The organism is Bacillus sp. G16, assembly GCF_021282335.1.
In the GTDB taxonomy this organism is placed as follows: domain Bacteria; phylum Bacillota; class Bacilli; order Bacillales; family Bacillaceae; genus Bacillus; species Bacillus inaquosorum.
The window spans coordinates 126,430-140,179 of the sequence record NZ_JAJSOZ010000006.1; the positions used below are offsets into that span (position 1 = coordinate 126,430).

Annotated in this window: 18 protein-coding genes and 1 pseudogene; 3 read left to right on the forward strand and 16 right to left on the reverse strand. The window is 43.9% G+C overall.

The genetic code is table 11. The features are described from left to right. Nucleotides 1-47 precede the first annotated feature (47 nt). Nucleotides 48-224, reverse strand: a complete 177-nt coding sequence (locus tag LWH95_RS09370) for a YozD family protein (RefSeq protein ID WP_003241581.1) — start codon at nucleotides 222-224, stop codon at nucleotides 48-50. A 121-nt stretch (nucleotides 225-345) separates the two neighbouring features. Here LWH95_RS09370 and LWH95_RS09375 point away from each other — a divergent pair, with 121 nt between their 5' ends. Next, nucleotides 346-489 (forward strand): hypothetical protein, encoded by a 144-nt coding sequence (locus tag LWH95_RS09375; protein ID WP_003241578.1) that lies wholly within the window; start codon nucleotides 346-348, stop codon nucleotides 487-489. Here the strand turns inward: LWH95_RS09375 and LWH95_RS09380 are convergent. From LWH95_RS09380 to cgeC, 14 genes and pseudogenes are all read right to left on the reverse strand, one after another. Then, nucleotides 486-1,166, reverse strand: coding sequence for a hypothetical protein (locus tag LWH95_RS09380; RefSeq protein ID WP_003241576.1), 681 nt, complete (start codon nucleotides 1,164-1,166; stop codon nucleotides 486-488). The two genes, LWH95_RS09375 and LWH95_RS09380, sit on opposite strands and share 4 nt — an antisense overlap. 150 nt (nucleotides 1,167-1,316) lie before the next feature. Next, on the reverse strand, nucleotides 1,317-1,541 hold the full coding sequence (locus tag LWH95_RS09385; protein WP_003241575.1) for a YozE family protein: 225 nt from the start codon (nucleotides 1,539-1,541) through the stop codon (nucleotides 1,317-1,319). Between the two features lie 86 nt (nucleotides 1,542-1,627). Then, nucleotides 1,628-1,906, reverse strand: coding sequence for a YokU family protein (locus tag LWH95_RS09390; RefSeq protein WP_019258677.1), 279 nt, complete (start codon nucleotides 1,904-1,906; stop codon nucleotides 1,628-1,630). Then, nucleotides 1,903-3,318: a lysine 2,3-aminomutase gene (ablA, locus tag LWH95_RS09395; RefSeq protein WP_003241571.1), complete on the reverse strand. Its 1,416-nt coding sequence runs from the start codon at nucleotides 3,316-3,318 to the stop codon at nucleotides 1,903-1,905. Before ablA ends, LWH95_RS09390 begins: the two co-directional genes overlap by 4 nt. Before the next feature lie 12 nt (nucleotides 3,319-3,330). Further along, nucleotides 3,331-4,158, reverse strand: coding sequence for a putative beta-lysine N-acetyltransferase (gene ablB, locus LWH95_RS09400; RefSeq protein ID WP_133487210.1), 828 nt, complete (start codon nucleotides 4,156-4,158; stop codon nucleotides 3,331-3,333). Continuing rightward, a complete protein-coding gene (locus LWH95_RS09405; RefSeq protein WP_133487208.1) occupies nucleotides 4,136-5,446 on the reverse strand; it encodes a peptidase in 1,311 nt (436 codons plus the stop codon). Before LWH95_RS09405 ends, ablB begins: the two co-directional genes overlap by 23 nt. A gap of 8 nt (nucleotides 5,447-5,454) precedes the next feature. Then, complete coding sequence (locus LWH95_RS09410) at nucleotides 5,455-6,108, reverse strand: 3-oxoacid CoA-transferase subunit B (RefSeq protein WP_003241565.1); 654 nt, start codon at nucleotides 6,106-6,108, stop codon at nucleotides 5,455-5,457. After that, nucleotides 6,093-6,782 carry a CoA transferase subunit A gene (locus LWH95_RS09415; RefSeq protein WP_133487206.1) on the reverse strand — a complete coding sequence of 230 codons (690 nt, stop codon included), beginning with the start codon at nucleotides 6,780-6,782 and terminating at the stop codon, nucleotides 6,093-6,095. Before LWH95_RS09415 ends, LWH95_RS09410 begins: the two co-directional genes overlap by 16 nt. 6 nt (nucleotides 6,783-6,788) lie before the next feature. After that, complete coding sequence (locus tag LWH95_RS09420) at nucleotides 6,789-8,123, reverse strand: aspartate aminotransferase family protein (RefSeq protein ID WP_232919406.1); 1,335 nt, start codon at nucleotides 8,121-8,123, stop codon at nucleotides 6,789-6,791. Further along, nucleotides 8,104-8,260 (reverse strand): annotated as a pseudogene (locus LWH95_RS09425) (hypothetical protein). The gene LWH95_RS09420 and the pseudogene LWH95_RS09425 overlap by 20 nt, the downstream one beginning before the upstream one ends. Continuing rightward, nucleotides 8,254-8,367, reverse strand: a complete 114-nt coding sequence (locus LWH95_RS21805) for a YjcZ family sporulation protein (RefSeq protein ID WP_032732322.1) — start codon at nucleotides 8,365-8,367, stop codon at nucleotides 8,254-8,256. Before LWH95_RS21805 ends, LWH95_RS09425 begins: the two are co-directional and overlap by 7 nt. A 79-nt stretch (nucleotides 8,368-8,446) precedes the next feature. Then, the gene (gene cgeE / locus LWH95_RS09435; RefSeq protein WP_100274526.1) at nucleotides 8,447-9,226 is read right to left on the reverse strand and encodes a spore maturation N-acetyltransferase CgeE; all 780 of its coding nucleotides are present in this window, start codon (nucleotides 9,224-9,226) and stop codon (nucleotides 8,447-8,449) included. A 28-nt stretch (nucleotides 9,227-9,254) separates the two neighbouring features. Next, entirely contained in the window at nucleotides 9,255-10,535 is a 1,281-nt protein-coding gene (locus LWH95_RS09440; RefSeq protein ID WP_133487202.1) for a glycosyltransferase family 2 protein, read from the reverse strand. A gap of 64 nt (nucleotides 10,536-10,599) precedes the next feature. Further along, nucleotides 10,600-10,905 (reverse strand): spore maturation protein CgeC, encoded by a 306-nt coding sequence (gene cgeC, locus LWH95_RS09445; RefSeq protein WP_019258686.1) that lies wholly within the window; start codon nucleotides 10,903-10,905, stop codon nucleotides 10,600-10,602. A gap of 207 nt (nucleotides 10,906-11,112) precedes the next feature. Between cgeC and cgeA the strand changes: the two genes are divergently transcribed. Together cgeA and LWH95_RS09455 are read left to right on the forward strand one after the other, a co-directional pair. Further along, the gene (gene cgeA / locus LWH95_RS09450) at nucleotides 11,113-11,514 is read left to right on the forward strand and encodes a spore crust protein CgeA (protein WP_148983109.1); all 402 of its coding nucleotides are present in this window, start codon (nucleotides 11,113-11,115) and stop codon (nucleotides 11,512-11,514) included. A 6-nt stretch (nucleotides 11,515-11,520) separates the two neighbouring features. Next, entirely contained in the window at nucleotides 11,521-12,474 is a 954-nt protein-coding gene (locus LWH95_RS09455; protein WP_232919407.1) for a CgeB family protein, read from the forward strand. 70 nt (nucleotides 12,475-12,544) lie between these two features. On the opposite strand, the gene LWH95_RS09460 is transcribed toward LWH95_RS09455, so the two are convergent. Then, on the reverse strand, nucleotides 12,545-13,693 hold the full coding sequence (locus LWH95_RS09460; RefSeq protein ID WP_232919408.1) for a phytase: 1,149 nt from the start codon (nucleotides 13,691-13,693) through the stop codon (nucleotides 12,545-12,547). Nucleotides 13,694-13,750: the final 57 nt, after the last annotated feature.

Genomic DNA, 13,750 nt, shown 5'->3' on the forward strand with positions numbered 1-13,750 from the left:
TAGAACATGAATAATAAAACCGGAGCTGGGCGCTCCGGTTTCATGCCTCAATCATCTTCGTCCAGCTCTTCATCTATCATACATTTTTCTATCAAATAATCAAAGGTAATATCAGCGATTTCAAACAGCTCATCCTCACTCGGTATGTAGCCCCGTCTTGCAAGCTCTCTGTAAAAAAATTCAGCGATTTCTTCCGTATCAATCACAAGATCTATTTCTTTCATCTCCGTACCGCCTCCTTTTTTATGTTTTATGAAAAAACAGGCTGAATTATACCCGGTGTTCTAAACAATTCTTTCGGTCATATACATTGAATAAAAAAACAAGCCATAGGAGGCTGACTATATGATCGCTAAAATGATGGAAGCACTGGACGGAGAAAGATTTGATATTATAATGGAAAAAACGCTCAAAGGAATGACGCAAGTGATGATTTGGGGCTGTCTGCCTTATTTTTTATATGTTTTGATCCGTATGTTCACAAACTAACTGAAGTGCTCTTTTAAACTTTCCAGAACAAACATCATCATATCTTTATATTCTTCATCTTGAAACATTTCGTACAGAATTTTGTAGTCATTATAAATATCCAGAAGCTCATCAACAATTGATACAGCAAGGATGTGAAGGGTATCTTGATCTTCATCATCACCTTCAAACTGAAGAAGAGCAGACGATGCAATATCTTCGCCGATCTCTTGGGCAGTTTCTCCGACATAGTGGACAAACAAAAGCTGATGTACAAACTGGTCCATTTCATATTTTCTTAGCACCAGCGTGAGATCCTCTTCCTCCGTTTCAAGCCACTCTCCATCCTTTAAACGGGTCAGCTCATAAATGATATCTTCCCAGCCATCTTCTAAATATCTCCAAATTTCTGTTCTGTGGCCGATAATACGAAAGAGTTCTTTTCCATAATCTTTTACATAAACGACGTCCCCAATAAGGAATTCATACTCGATATCAAGCTTTTCCATGTCGACAATGACACCCTCATAATCTTTGTAAAGCTGAATGGACGACTCAAAGTATAAGACTTCATTATGATTGACTTCATATAGATAGTGTTTATCAATTTGGTGTACTTTTGTGATGGTGCCGACTGTTCCATACATAATGACGACTACGATATCCCCTACTTGGAATTTCGGTTTATTTTGCTTCACGGTGTCTCCCCCTCGCCGCAACATTTCTCATACGCTATCGTATGCCGGGTGACGCCAATTCGCATGGGCATGAAAACCAAAGGAAATATCCAATTCTGGTATGGGTGAGGACATAAAAAAATCCGCAGTGATCTGCGGATGGAACAGCTATTATCTGCCGTGCACTTCAGCCTCGTATTGATCCCAAGCTTCATCAAACGTAGCCATCGTGTGAAGGTAATCAGCGTTCAGCTCTAAATATGAACTGATTTCATGATAATCGGTTGAGGTTTTCGGAAAGCTGTGATCCTCATACGCCTGATTGGCAAATTCACTGATGCTGTCCTTCGGCTTAGGGTGTCTGTATTTCAATAAATAGTGATAAAAGGATTTCATGGGTTTCCCCTCCTGGTGTCTGTCTTTTGTTGTTCTATTATACAGTTCAAGTGTAAAATTACAACAAAAGAATACCGAAACATCATTCAGGAGAAGTCAAAATAGTTGCGTTTCAGAATCCTTTCTGTCTCCATGAGCTGCTGGTACGTCAGGCTTTCAGGCAGTTTTTTTGTTTGAATCAAAAGCAGCTGATCCTCAATCTCCTTAATCGTGTTTTCCTCTTGATAGGTCATTCCGCAGGAAGCACACACCATGGCGGGGGTGTCTGTCAGTTCTATGGCTCTTGTTCCGTCAGGGAGCTCCCAGTACACCGTGTTCCTGCCGGGTACTGCTTCAAGCTCGCCGCACCATTCGCATGTTTTCATGAAGAATCCCCTCCGATTTCAGCCTCTTTCTGTTTTTTCTGCTGCGCCAAAAATTTCTTTTCTTTTAGCTGGTCTCTTTTCTCACGCCGGTCTTTTAATGTTTCATGCTCGGGATTCGCTGTGTATGCCTCTCTCCTTTTGATTCTGGCTACATTTTCCGGTGTAAAAGAAACCTCTTTGTCGGCAAAAATGGCACTCAGCCCGATCGGCTCCTTTTTGTCAGCGATTTCAGGGAAAACGGACTCAAAATAGGCGTCAGCCTGATTAGGGATATAATTCTCCGGTTCCGGATATGACGTAATGACGCCTTCAAAATTTCTTAAGATGACTTTGTCAGGGCTTTGCGACAGTACATAGTTTGGCTGCAAAGCGATTTTCCCCCCGCCGCCTGGCGCGTCAACGACAAAGGTAGGAACCGCATAGCCTGAGGTATGGCCTCTCAGCCCTTCAATGATCTCCAAACCTTTGGAAACGGGGGCTCTGAAATGTCCGATGCCTTCTGACAGATCACATTGATAAATATAATATGGACGGACTCTGATTTTTACCAAGTCGTGCATGAGCTTTTTCATGATTGGAACTGAATCATTAATACCGGCTAACACGACTGCCTGATTTCCGACCGGCACTCCTGCGTTCACCAGCTTTTCACAGGCCTCAACGGATTCCTCTGTCATTTCGATGCTTGTGTTGAAATGAGTGTTCAGCCAGACCGGATGATATTTTTTCAAAATCTCGCACAGTTGATCGGTAATGCGCTGTGGAAAGACGACCGGCGCCCTTGTTCCGATTCTGATCACTTCCAGATGCGGAATGCTGCGAAGCTCTTTTAAAATGTATTCTAAAATTTGATCATTGATTAGTAACCCGTCACCGCCTGAAATTAAACAATCGCGGATTTCAGGTGTTTCCCGGATATAAGCAATCGCAGCATCAAGCTGTTTTTTGGGGACTCCCATTCCGATTTGTCCGGAAAAACGCCTTCTTGTGCAGTAGCGGCAGTACATGGAACATTGATTAGTGACAAGAAACAGCACACGGTCGGGATAGCGGTGCGTCAGACCGGGTACCGGTGAATCTTCATCCTCATGGAGCGGGTCTTCCAGATCGTATTTTGTTTTGTGCATTTCTTCAGAAAGCGGTACAGACTGCATGCGGATCGGGCATCTCGGATTATCGGGATCCATTAATGAAGCATAGTAAGGTGTAATATTTAGGGGGATTGTTTTGGTCGAAATTCTGACACCTTCCTCTTCATCCTCGGTCAGATTAATGACTTTTTTTAAATCATCTACCGTTCTTACCGTATGTGTCAGCTGCCAAAGCCAATCATTCCATTTCTCTTCCGGAACATCCTTCCATAACTCGATCTCCTTCCAATGCCGTTTCGGTTTATGCCATTTGTTTGCCAAATGAATTCCTCCTTACAGGTGCTTGCACCAAATATTCATGTTTTCAAGACCTTCGGCTATATAGCAATTGTTGATCAGTCTTCCGCCGTACTGATAGCCGGAATGGTACAACACAGCATTCATCCCAAAAGACGCAGCACGGGCGAGAGAAAATACATGAAAGATACCCTTCTCGGCCATTTCCTTTTCTAAAGCCTCAATTAAAAGGCTTGTCAGCGAACGGCCCCGATATTCCGGAAGCACAGCGCAGTCGGTTATTTCCGCATGACCCAGCTCTGGATTGCTATCTGCGCTTGCTGCACTGATCAGACGATCATGATCAAACATGACATAATACATCGTATTTTCATTCATCGTCTTTTCAATATAAGCAGGATCAAATACGGGGGTCGGGTACGTACGGAATACTTTTTTATACAGCATGGATAGCTGGTACATGTCGTTTGTTTCTGCTTTTCTCATCGTAAAAACGGGTGTAGTTTCGCTGCGGTGGTGAGGTGCTGTGCGATATAAGGCTTCGATGGTCTCCTGTTCTTCTATATAAGAATCTGTTTGTCTCCGTTTCTCTGTGAGGTAACGGACCATGACGCAAGCCGGGTGGCCGAGATAATAGCCCTTGAGAAAACCCTCCGGCACAAATAAGTGTTTGGCAAGCACTGCCTCATCGTGCTGTTTCGTATAGACGATGATTTTTTCCGCATCCTCTTCTTTTGCCGTTGCCACGATATCAGGCAGCGCCTTCTCAATGGCTCCGTCATAACGAACTACTCTGATTCGTTTGTTAAAGTCGTCATGGTCCAAAACCGCTGTGACAAAGTTACTCTTTATTGACTTGAGCATCCGCATCCTCCCCGTCTGTATGAAGCCCGCACCAATCCATAACAAAAAGTGCAATAATTTTAGCAGATTCTATCATGGCTTCAACCTCAATGTATTCGTTTGCCTGATGAGCTGTTTTTGTTTCTCCAGGCCCGAAGACGATCACTGGCGTATCTCCAGCATGGTATAAAAGCCCTCCGTCTGTTCCCCATGGCGAGGCTTCGATCATTGGCTCTGTCTGTTTCATTTTTTGATAGGCTGATTGCAGCACTGAGATTAAAGGATGGTCATCTGGTAAATCATTCGGAAGCCATTGAGCGCCAAACCATTCTACTTTAATCGGATGATGTTTAAACCATTCGTCACGGTATTCTAAATCCCTCAGCCAGTTTTCCAATTCCATTTTTACAGCTTCAGGCTTTTCATGGGGAGCAATTCCGCATCTCCCTTCTATGACGACACGGTCTGCAACTGAAGATGGCCACGCACCGCCTGAGATGGTGCCGATATTCACCGGTACCGGTATTGGGACATTGTCATACAGCGGATCTGAAATTCTCGCATTGCGGGCTTTCTCCAGCTCTTGTATGGCTGTGATCACGTGCATGCTTTTTTCAATCGCGCTCACACCTTCATAGCGTGTGCCCCCATGTGCCGCTAATCCTTTTACTGTGATCCGAAACCACATCGAGCCCTGCTGCTTTATAAAAAGTTTCATATTCGTCGGTTCCGGAATCAGCGCGCCGTCAGCACGGTAGCCTCTCATGATGGCAGACAGTGTTCCAGCGCCGCCGCACTCTTCATCTACAACACTTTGAAACAATACATCTCCCTTCAATTTGACATCGCAAGCGTGCAGGGCTTCTAAAGCAAAAAGAAGGGCTGTATTGCCTCCCTTCATATCCGTTGAGCCGCGGCCGTATATTTTACCGTTTTCTTCGACAGCTTGAAACGGTTCATACTTCCAATCCTTTACGCTTCCTTCAGGCACAACATCGATATGACCGTTTAAAATCAGCGACCGGCCCCCGCCCGCTCCCGTTTTTTTTGCAACGATGTTCGGGCTTTCATGAAAATCGGAACGGTCTGATTTAAAGTAGGGATGCTGTTTTAATTGCTTTAGGCTTGGCTCCCACACGTCTATGTCCATATGAAATTGCCGCAGCTTTTCAAGCACAACAGCTTGGGCGTTAAATTCTGAGCCTAATGTGCTTTTTTCTCCTATCAGCCTTTTGAGAAGACGAATGGCTTTGGCCGAATGCTGATCAAGCCACTCGATTACTTTTCTCTCAATACCCTGCATCCTCATTCCCCCTTTTAAGAAAAAGGCATATCTATTTTGATTTCAGCTTCAGTCAGCCTCGTCACCTCGTCAATTGTCGAGCCATTCATCAGCTCTTTTAATATGAAATGATGGCCGTCGACCTCAAGAACGGCTTTTTCAGTAATGATCATATCTACACAGCCTGCTGCAGTTAATGGAAGCGTGCATGTTTCTGTTAATTTAGGCCTTCCCTTTTGATCTGTATGACTCATGACGACAACCACTTTTTTCGCTTTTTGGGCCAGTTCCATCGCACCGCCCATGCCCGGCACCTTTTTTCCCGGGACAAGCCAATTTGCCAAATCACCTGACTGGCTCACCTGCAGGGCGCCTAAAATCGTAATGTCAATTTTGCCTCTTCTGATCATCGCAAAAGACATCGTTGTATCAAAATAAGACGCTCCTTTTACAGCCCGAACCGGAAATCCCGCTGCGTTGCATAAATTTTCATCCTCATCTCCCTTTTGAGGGCTTTCGCCAATGCCGAGCACACCGTTTTCCGCCTGCAGCATGACCTGCATGTCAGGCGGCAAAAAGTTTGGCACCAAGGATGGGATGCCGATACCGAGATTCACAATCATGCCCGGCTTGATTTCAGAGGCGGCCCGTTTTGCGATCTGTTCTCTCTCAGCTACTCCCAAGCCCATTTCCACTTCACTCCTTCGCTTCTCACAACCCCCTCGACAAAAACCCCCGGTGTGACAATCATTTCTTCAGAAATCTCCCCCATCGGGACGATCCTCTCAGCTTCGGCAAAGGTTCTACTGGCGGCCATTGCCATAAGCGGATTCATATTGCGTGCTGTTTTGTCATACGTTAAATTGCCGAATTCATCTGCAATGTGCGCATTGATGAATGCAAAATCAGCCGTCAGCGCCTCTTCAACCAAATATCGCTTTCCAGCCACAGACACGATGTCCTTTTCCTCACAAACCATTTGATTATCAATACCGACGTCGGTTAAAATGCCGCCGAGTCCCGCTCCGCCGGCACGAATCCGTTCTGCAAGCGTTCCCTGTGGTGAAAATTGAACCTCTAACGTCCCGTCAGTCATCTGTTTACCTGCTACAGGATTGGAACCGATATGCGAGGCGATCAGGGTTTTGACTCGTTGATTGACAATAAGCGGACCGATCCCTATTTCCGGAAACCCGGCATCGTTGCATATGACGGTTAAATCCGTTACACCGCTGTCCAATATAGCTTCAATCAATGATGGAGGCGATCCGACTCCGCCAAAACCGCCGAACATGAGGACCGATCCGTCCTGAATATCTGCAATTGCTGTTTCGATGCTGATTGTTTTTTGAAATGGCGCCATTTGATTTCAATCCTTTTTCAGTATTTTTTCGACCGCTACAACTGTTTCTAAAAAAATAGATATGAGCTCTTTAGCCTCACCGTCTGAAATGGTAAAAGGAGGAGCAATAATGACAGCATCTCCTTCCCCGCTGTCTATTCCCGCTTTGGCAGGATAAACAATCAGCCCGCGTTTTTTCGCCTCGCCGATCATGCGCTGGGTAACCGCCTGCTCTGGCGGAAAAACGTTCTTCGTTTTCTTGTCAGATACAAATTCAACGCCTAATAGCAGTCCTTTTCCGCGCACATCACCAATGATCTCGCTTTGAGATGCTGTCTCAACAAGCTGCTTTTTCAGCGCAGCCCCCTTTTTTTCTGATTGCTTGATCAAGTCATGCTTTAACACATATCGCAAAACTTCAAGAGCAGCTTTGGCAGAATAGGGGTGTGCACTATATGTGTGGCCGCTCATAATCACACCTGAACCTTGTTTTATCGTCTCAATAATAGAGTCAGATACAACGGCAGCGGCAATTGGCGCATACCCGGCACCGAGGCCCTTCCCCAGTACAGCAATATCTGGAACGGTGTGCCAATGTTCTGTCGCAAGCATCCTTCCTGTTCTTCCAAGCCCTGTCATCACTTCGTCTGCAATAAAGAGCACTTCGTGTGTGCGGCATACCTCACTTAATCTTTCATAATATCCCGGAGGCGGAGTGATCGCTGCTCCTGCGGCTCCGATGATAGGCTCAGCCACAAAGCCGGCGATAAATTGGCTTCCGATTCTTTTGATGGCCGTATCGAGTTCATCAGCGGCAGCCTGAACAAAATCCTCTTCCGTCTTATGATTCTGCCGATAAACATGAGGAGCTGAGATAGCGGGATATCGTTCAACTAGATGGGTGAACCGGTATCTCCTTTCATAAAAACCAGATAATGAAAGCGCTCCCAAAGTTATTCCGTGGTAACTGCTCCATCGCGACAAAAAGATGGATTTTTGCGTTTGTTTTTTTTCCTGCCAATATTGAATGGCGATTTTCATAGCGGTTTCTATTGCTTCTGAACCGCTGTTGACAAAAAAAGACCAATTCACATCTCCCGGAAGCTCCTGCGCCAAGAGAGCGGCTAATTGCTCGGCGGGCTCACTCGTAAACTGTGAGCGGTAAGCAAAAGACACCTGATCAAGCTGTTCTTTCAGCTTCTCAGTCACATCACGAACCCCGTGGCCGATGTTGCATGTCACCGCACCTGATGAGCCGTCAAGATATCTTTTTCCAGTTTGATCATAAACATATGAACCCTTCGCATAGCTGACAACCGGATAGGCCGAACTAAGCTCCGGCTTAATCAAATAACTGCTCATGCTCCCACCTCAAAAACCCATTTGCTATATTGTATGAGTGTCCAAATTGCGTCATGACGTTCCCCGCAAAAACTTTTTCACACAAAAAAGAGCCTTCCTGAACGGAAAGGCTCTTTTTGAATTTCACCTTCTAGCAAATAAAAGCGGCTCCGACAATAATTAATAAAATGAACAAGACAACAATCAATACAAACGTATTTTTCTCGCAGCCAAATCCGTAACCGTATCCAGGGTATCTATGCATGCTGTTTTCATCCTTTCTTATCACGATATACGGCATTTTATGCGGGCCAAGTCCCAAATGGTTTGTGCGAACGCCTATTTCATGTAAGGAAATAATGAAAAACAGTATGCACCCGCTCATATTTTTTAAACGTCAGCTTTTCGTAAAAATGGGTTGCTCCGTCAATGCTTGTAGCCACTAAATAGGCCGCTTCCATTCCTAGTGATTTGGCGATGGACAGCATTTCTTTCACTAAGATACTGCCATAGCCCTTCCTTTGAAACTGATCCAAAATTGCCACTTCTTCGATTTTGGCCGTTTTCTCTTGCGGATGAATGAACAGCTCCCCGCATCCAATGGGAATCTTCTGTTCCTGGTCGCTGTAACAAACAACCAGGATAATCGTACCCGCTTTGTAAAAGGGATATTTTCTTTTTAGTTTTTGTTCAGCGATCGCTTCTCCAATATAAATGGAATCGTAAATTTTCATGATAGAAGATCCGTCGCTAAGGCTTTTTGCCGTCCCCCATGCCGTTAACGGATGTCCCGTCTGCCCCTTCCAGTCATCAAGCTTCATGTCATAAAACAGCTCATCCTCGACAACAAATCCGCTTTTTACAAGCGATTGCTTCAAACCGAGCGGAAAAACATGCTGCGGGGACGCTTTTAAATGAAGATAATTCGCATCAAGAAGCTTTGGTACGGATGGCAAAAAATCCAGTAACCGCTCCAATGGAAACGTATCATGGAGCTGAACAAAGTTATGAGAAAAAATTTGCGGAAGTTCCGGATCTCTATATACGCTGTAATGATCAAACGATGCTGATTCAGACGTTAACAATATATATTGATGTTCCGTTTTTGAATAATGTCCTGTCATGAACGTCTCCTTTTTATGACCTATACCTTTACTCAGTTGCAATATTCAATTTCTTTATAATCTCATCGTACACCGGATAAAACGGCTTTCCAATTGGAAATTGCTGAATATTTCGGAAAGAAGCGGATATTGGCTTCTGATGTAAAAAGAATTTCCTTGCTACTTGCTCACTAATCGGGTGAAAGACGCCGTTTAGAAACAAAAACGGCTCGCGTTCTATAAAAAACAGCCTTCGCCCAGGCGGATTTTCGATCCATCCAGATCGTTCCCGCGTAATTGGCAGCCCTTCCGGCAGCGCCTCCAGTTCTTCTTTTTCAATTGTCAATATGTCTTTTCTTTTAAATTGATAAAACTGAAAAGCATACTGGCCCTCAATCCGTCTTTTTTTTCCGGCTTCGATATAAAATATTGCTGGATGGTCAGCTTCCTTTACTAATATATAGTTCGGAATGTTTAAAATCTTTCCAATGCTATATTGGAATAAATACGGGTCCGGAACAGCCACAGTCCGATTTAGATACAAAGAACCCCACCTTTCCCCGACAGGATGCCTTACACCCTGATCAAGAAAATACACGTTTTGATCTGAACCTTTTACAAAAGAACCGTCAATCAAATCAGCGGGCAGAAACCGATATGCATTTTGAAATGAATCGGGGGTTTTATAGGTTGTATCTAATACTTCATTTATCGGCAAAAATGGGGCAAAGTTGTTGATCCTGGCCCAAAAAATTGAGTCGCCATGATTCCAATGCTTCATATCATCATCCCAATAGCTTCCATATTTATGTTGAATACGATCAAGTAGCGAACGGCGATGCATAACTGAACAATGATCAACTTGAAAAGCGGCCTGATCAAGCACTGCATTGGCATTTCTATAGAAATGGGAAATTTCCTCTCCCCTTTCGTTTACATGTACAACTTTTTGTTTTGAATAGACAGCTTGTGCCTCAGGCTTATGTGAAAACGTCTGCACCATACGGCTCAGCCGCTCAGGGTGATAAACAGTGTCATCGGTGAGATAGGAAATGTAATCGCCGTCGGCATATGGGAGCGCGCTGTTAATTAATGTGGCATAACGGGTTGTTTTTAGTCGTTCTGCGGGATGTACGAAACTGTTTTGATAACGAATGCGCTGGTCATGAAGGTACTTGTGAATCACCGCAGTTGTTTCTTCATTAGAATGATCATCCATGATAAATAGCTCCCAGTGATCATATGTTTGCTTCATGACGCTTTCGATCGCTTTTTGCAGATAATTAGGTTTGTTGTAACTCGTTAAAATAATGGACACTTTCTCTCCCATCTATACACCCTCCTATCGTCAAACATAAAAACGGCTCCGCAGCAAGCAGAGCCTCTGTCATCATTTAAAAAGCACCCCAGCTTACAATACTTGAGAGTGCGACATGAGATCTCGTATTATTTAACGGGTTTTGAAAAATAACCAAATCAGTCAGAACTTCTTTTACGATGACGTTTTGAAGCGTATTTCCATTCAACAGATGAACTGTTGAAACCGGTACGCCAAGCTCTTTTGCAAATACGAGCTGACGTCTGAGATCAGATGGATTTCCTTCAGAAGATGATTGACGTATGAGCAAAATCAGCAAAAGCAGAATAAAATGCAGTTCATCTTGGTTTTCTTCATGATTCACGTGTTTCTCTAAATCCAAACAATCCCTCTCCTTTATCCTTATACTCTATTTCACAATATGAACTGACTTCGATTTATGGTATAGGCGATATACGCTCATTTAAAAAATCAGCTTTTTCCTTAAAATATATGAAAAATAGATCAGGTACGGCGTTCGACTCATACCAAATGGCAGCCCGAGGAATATGATTAACGTGAGTTCACTATTGAATAGGAGGTGTGTGTAATGAGCTCTGAAAACGCGCAGTTAAAAAAGGATTTGATTAAAACCCTTTTAAGCCCTTTATTCTCAACTGCAACAGAAGGAGGAGAAAACGTGGATAATAATCTTAAAGACTTGCTTGAAGCTGCCATCGATCAAAAAGTAGATGAAAGCGAAACCGTTACGGCTGAATCTCTTTTAGATCCTTCCCTTCCGGCAAGATGGATTTTTGCCAGAGTTACGCCAGGCACTACAATCAGTATTGTGACTGATTCCGGTGACATGATCGGCCCGGTTGTCTTCGTTGCTTTCGATCAAGTTCACGGTATCGTATTTGTAACACAGGAAAGCTCCGTCACTCCGGCAGGTCAAGCTACAACATTAATTGATGTAGACAAAGTAGAAAGCGTTACGTTCTTTTCATAACATCTGATGAAAGTCTTGTATATCCAGTCGGGATACGGAGGAATATACAGTTATTTTGACCGCTGGGCTGAAGAATGTTTTCGAAACACTCTTACAGAGTATATGTCTGCAGATACACCGGAGGCAGAATCTCTGGTGAAGATCGAAACGTTTCAGCCGGACTTCGCACTTATGATGGTAGGAGACCGCGTTCCTCACGACTGGCTGACCTGGTTAAAGGGTAAGGGTATCCCCGTGTATGTTTGGCTGACCGAAGACCCATTTTATATTGATATCAGTCTTCAGGTGATTAAGCACGCTGACGCCATATTAACAATTGAACAAAATGCCGCTCTCTATTACCGGGAGCTTGGCTGCCAGCACGTCTATTATGTTCCGATTCCAGTTAATCATCGGCTGTTTAAAAAAATGGACACAGAACATTCCTTTCATTCAAATCTGCTTATCATCGGCTATCCTTACCCTAATCGGGTTCAGCTTATGAAAGAAGCGGTACATCTGCCTTTCACGGTTCGAGTAATCGGAAAGGAATGGAGAAAATATCTGCCTAAAAAAGTGCTCAAACAGCCGCATATCGATGTCGTCAGCACGTGGGTTCCGCCCGAACAGGCCGTTCATTATTACAATGGGGCAGATATCGTGATCAATGCGCATCGGCCCTATCATTTTGCTTTCAACAAAAATCATATCCGCATCAAAAATGCCAGTTTTAATAACAGAACGTTTGATATCGCTGCATGTGAAGCATTTCAATTAACAGATTTACCCGCGGCACATCCTTTTTCATCCTTTATTTCTTATCACAACATCAACGATTTTAAGGAAAAAGCCGCTTTCTATATCAACCATCCTGAGGAACGGCATAAAGCAGCAGCAGCCAATTACAAAGAGACCGTACCCGCAAATACGTATGATGAGCTTCCTGCAAAACTAAAGGCGATTCATCTGTCGCTTTCTTGAAAAATCGTTCATTGATATGAACGATTTTTTGATCTACAGAAAAAAGCAGCTTACTCAGCTGCTTTCTTTTTTAGCCGTCAGAACGGTCCTTCAGCTTCCTCGGATTCACCTGTTTATGAGGATCAGGCTTTCCGCCGAGATGCTTTGCAATCTGTTCCCACGACACAATTTTGAAGTTTTGATTGACGGCTTGTCCATTTTCAATATTTTCGCCGTCCTGCGCCACAAAAATCCCGTACGGATATTTTGGGCCAAGCCCGAAGCCGAGAACATCAATACCATCTGTATCACTAGTACTGTCTATCTTCTCGCCATCTGTAATGTCAAAGTTGGCTACATAGCGATTGCTTCCCTGCCGTTCATACATTGCATAGCTGTTACTTCCTTGACTTGAAGCCATGAGATATCCTTTGCCGTCTGGCGCATAATAGATCGTCAGTCCCTCAATATCAGCTGTCAAATGTTCTCCTGTCGCAACGTCGACAACCTGCCCCTTTGATCCTCCGCCAGGCTCAGCATTAAATTTCCAGATGGCTTCATCTTCCTCTGCTATGTACAGGTTCCCGTACTCATCATCCGCAACAAGGCCTTCGGTCTGAGAATTCAATTTAAATTCACGCACTTTTTTCCCTGTCACATAACCCTTTCCATTATCAACAATTTCATACTGCTCAAATTCTCCTTGTTTGCCTGTCGCTAATGCGTAAAATGCTCCTGTTTTCTGACTATGATACAGGCTGAATCCGTATACCTCAGAAATATTAGTGGCTATAGGATGGTTCGGGTCTGTAATGCTTTTCAATATTCCTTTATCCCCGTCAATTGCATATACTTCAATTGTATTCTTTCCTTCAGACCGGTTGGAGGCGGCAGCTATATCAATTTTTTCGCCTCTAAATGGAAAATCATAGCGCAGATCGACATTATTGAGTTTGCCAAACTCGAAAGAATGAATCTGTTTGCCGTCCAAATCATACACGACTAGACCTGATTTCTTATTTGTCGTGATCAACTTGCTTTTTTCCGGATGCTTTTCATTGACCCAAATGGCCGGGTCATCCGCTGCGTCATCACCAGAAGCGACTGGATCTGTCTCCGTTTCCGCCGTCACTTTAAAATGCTGTTCCTCATTCACATGATGTGCCGACACCGAGTTTGCTGTCAGGCTAAGAAATAAACCCGCGGCAGTGCTTAGCAGCATTGTTTTTGAAACCTTCATTTGAATACCCTCCTTTTTATCACTATCACTCTCTATTGTAAAATATATACAGGTCTT

Excerpts from the sequence above, each read along its gene's own strand:
- LWH95_RS09440 (WP_133487202.1), bottom strand. The coding sequence starts at position 10,535 with ATGGGAGAGAAAGTGTCCATTATTTTAACGAGTTACAACAAACCTAAT.
- LWH95_RS09370 (WP_003241581.1), bottom strand. The coding sequence starts at position 224 with ATGAAAGAAATAGATCTTGTGATTGATACGGAAGAAATCGCTGAATTT.
- LWH95_RS09455 (WP_232919407.1), top strand. The coding sequence starts at position 11,521 with ATGAAAGTCTTGTATATCCAGTCGGGATACGGAGGAATATACAGTTAT.
- LWH95_RS09460 (WP_232919408.1), bottom strand. The coding sequence starts at position 13,693 with ATGAAGGTTTCAAAAACAATGCTGCTAAGCACTGCCGCGGGTTTATTT.
- LWH95_RS09420 (WP_232919406.1), bottom strand. The coding sequence starts at position 8,123 with ATGAGCAGTTATTTGATTAAGCCGGAGCTTAGTTCGGCCTATCCGGTT.
- cgeE (WP_100274526.1), bottom strand. The coding sequence starts at position 9,226 with ATGACAGGACATTATTCAAAAACGGAACATCAATATATATTGTTAACG.
- LWH95_RS09375 (WP_003241578.1), top strand. The coding sequence starts at position 346 with ATGATCGCTAAAATGATGGAAGCACTGGACGGAGAAAGATTTGATATT.
- LWH95_RS09415 (WP_133487206.1), bottom strand. The coding sequence starts at position 6,782 with ATGGCGCCATTTCAAAAAACAATCAGCATCGAAACAGCAATTGCAGAT.
- LWH95_RS09385 (WP_003241575.1), bottom strand. The coding sequence starts at position 1,541 with ATGAAATCCTTTTATCACTATTTATTGAAATACAGACACCCTAAGCCG.
- cgeA (WP_148983109.1), top strand. The coding sequence starts at position 11,113 with ATGAGCTCTGAAAACGCGCAGTTAAAAAAGGATTTGATTAAAACCCTT.
- LWH95_RS09405 (WP_133487208.1), bottom strand. The coding sequence starts at position 5,446 with ATGAGGATGCAGGGTATTGAGAGAAAAGTAATCGAGTGGCTTGATCAG.
- ablB (WP_133487210.1), bottom strand. The coding sequence starts at position 4,158 with ATGCTCAAGTCAATAAAGAGTAACTTTGTCACAGCGGTTTTGGACCAT.
- LWH95_RS09410 (WP_003241565.1), bottom strand. The coding sequence starts at position 6,108 with ATGGGCTTGGGAGTAGCTGAGAGAGAACAGATCGCAAAACGGGCCGCC.
- LWH95_RS09390 (WP_019258677.1), bottom strand. The coding sequence starts at position 1,906 with ATGAAAACATGCGAATGGTGCGGCGAGCTTGAAGCAGTACCCGGCAGG.
- LWH95_RS21805 (WP_032732322.1), bottom strand. The coding sequence starts at position 8,367 with ATGCATAGATACCCTGGATACGGTTACGGATTTGGCTGCGAGAAAAAT.